Source organism: Blastomonas sp. CCH1-A6 (genome assembly GCF_001556365.1).
Taxonomy (GTDB): domain Bacteria; phylum Pseudomonadota; class Alphaproteobacteria; order Sphingomonadales; family Sphingomonadaceae; genus Blastomonas; species Blastomonas ursincola.
Map to the genome: position 1 here is coordinate 1 of NZ_LSIS01000043.1, position 1,700 is coordinate 1,700.

Annotated in this window: 1 protein-coding gene; it reads left to right on the plus strand. The window is 63.8% G+C overall.

Annotation, left to right across the window (positions count from 1 at the left end; genetic code table 11):
• Window positions 1-1,511: Tn3 family transposase (locus tag AX735_RS01995; protein ID WP_155644763.1), on the plus strand; the 1,511-nt coding region annotated here is incomplete at its 5' end.
• Between the last annotated feature and the right edge of the window lie 189 nt (window positions 1,512-1,700).

The following is a 1,700-nucleotide window of genomic DNA, read 5'->3' on the forward strand; positions in this document are numbered from 1 at the left end:
CGGCGCGACCGACGGTATGCCGCACGGTCGGCGTGGCGGTCGCTGGCGACGAGGAAATCGCCAAACTTTCGGCGCGGCTCGATCTTGCCTACCGCGAAACAGCCGCGCGCGTGCCGGACAACGATGCGGTGACAATTACGAAGACCGCGAGCGCCGCCGACCTATCAATCGCACCGCTCGATAAGATCGACGAGCCATTGAGCCTCACCAACCTGCATAATGCGATCGATGCGCGACTGCCGCGGCTCGATCTCCCCGAGCTGATCCTGGAGATGCACGCGCGAACGGGGTTCGGGGCAGCGTTCACTCATGCCAGTGAGGGCAATGCGCGCGCTGAGGATATAGCGACCACGATCTGTGCAGTGCTTGTCGCGGAGGCAACCAATACCGGGTTCGAGCCGCTTGTCCGCTCGGAGGTCCCCGCCTTGCGCCGGTCGCGGCTGAGCTGGGTGAAGCAGAACTTCATGCGGGCCGAAACGCTGACGGCGGCCAACGCGCTACTGGTCGCCGCGCATAACAGGATTCCACTGACCCGTGCCTGGGGCGGCGGCGAGGTCGCCTCGGCCGATGGGCTGCGATTCACCGTGCCGGTCCGCACGATCCACGCCGGCCCGAACCCGCGCTATTTCGGGCGCGAACGCGGCGTCACCTGGTACAATCTGGTTTCCGACCGTTTTTCCGGGCTGAATGCCGTGACGGTCCCCGGTACGTTGCGCGACAGCCTCCATCTGCTGGCGGTCGTGCTCGACCAGGAAACCGAATTGCGGCCAAGCGAAATCATGACCGATACGGCCGGCTATACCGACACGATTTTCGGCGTTTTCTACCTCCTCGGGCTCCAGTTCTCGCCGCGCATCGCCGATATCGGCGGCGCGCGGTTCTGGCGTGTCGATGGAAAGGCCGATTACGGTGTGCTGGACGACCTCGCGTCGAACAGGATCAACACCAAGCTGATCGTCGAGCACTGGGATGACCTGCTGCGCCTGGCCGGATCGCTGAAACTCGGCGTCGTGCGCGCGACTGGGCTCACCCGTGTCCTTCAGACCAACGATCGCCCGACCAAGCTAGCGCGCGCGCTCCAGGAACTTGGCCGCCTCATCAAGTCGCTCTACATGCTGCGGTTCATCGATGACGAAACCTACCGGCGACGCATCCTGGTCCAGCTCAACCGGGGCGAGAGCCGTCACCAGCTCGCCCGCACCGTATTCCACGGCAAGCGCGGTGAGCTTCGTCAGCGTTACCGCGAAGGGCAAGAAGATCAACTCGGCGCGCTTGGGCTCGTCGTCAATCTGGTCGTGCTCTGGAACACGATCTACATCGACGCCGCGCTCAACCAGCTCCGCACCGAAGGTCATGTGATCCTCGACGAGGACGTCGCGCGCCTCTCGCCGCTCGGCTCCCAACACATCAACATGCTCGGGCGCTACGCCTTCACCATCCCCGACATGGTCGCGCGCGGCGAGCTGCGGCCGCTCCGTGATCCCAGCGTCACGGGCATCGACGATGCCTGAAGCCGCGCCTTATGTAGGTTTTCTGTTCCGTTGCTACTCAACCCCCGGAACAAGGAGGTAGGCAACGGGCTCCTTGTCGTTGTCGCTGCCTAACTCCTCCTCGTCGATCAGTTCGAGGCCGGGCACGCGCTGAAGGGGTCCGGTGAGAGAATGTTCGAAAACGTACGCTAAGGGATCAGAGCGATTGCA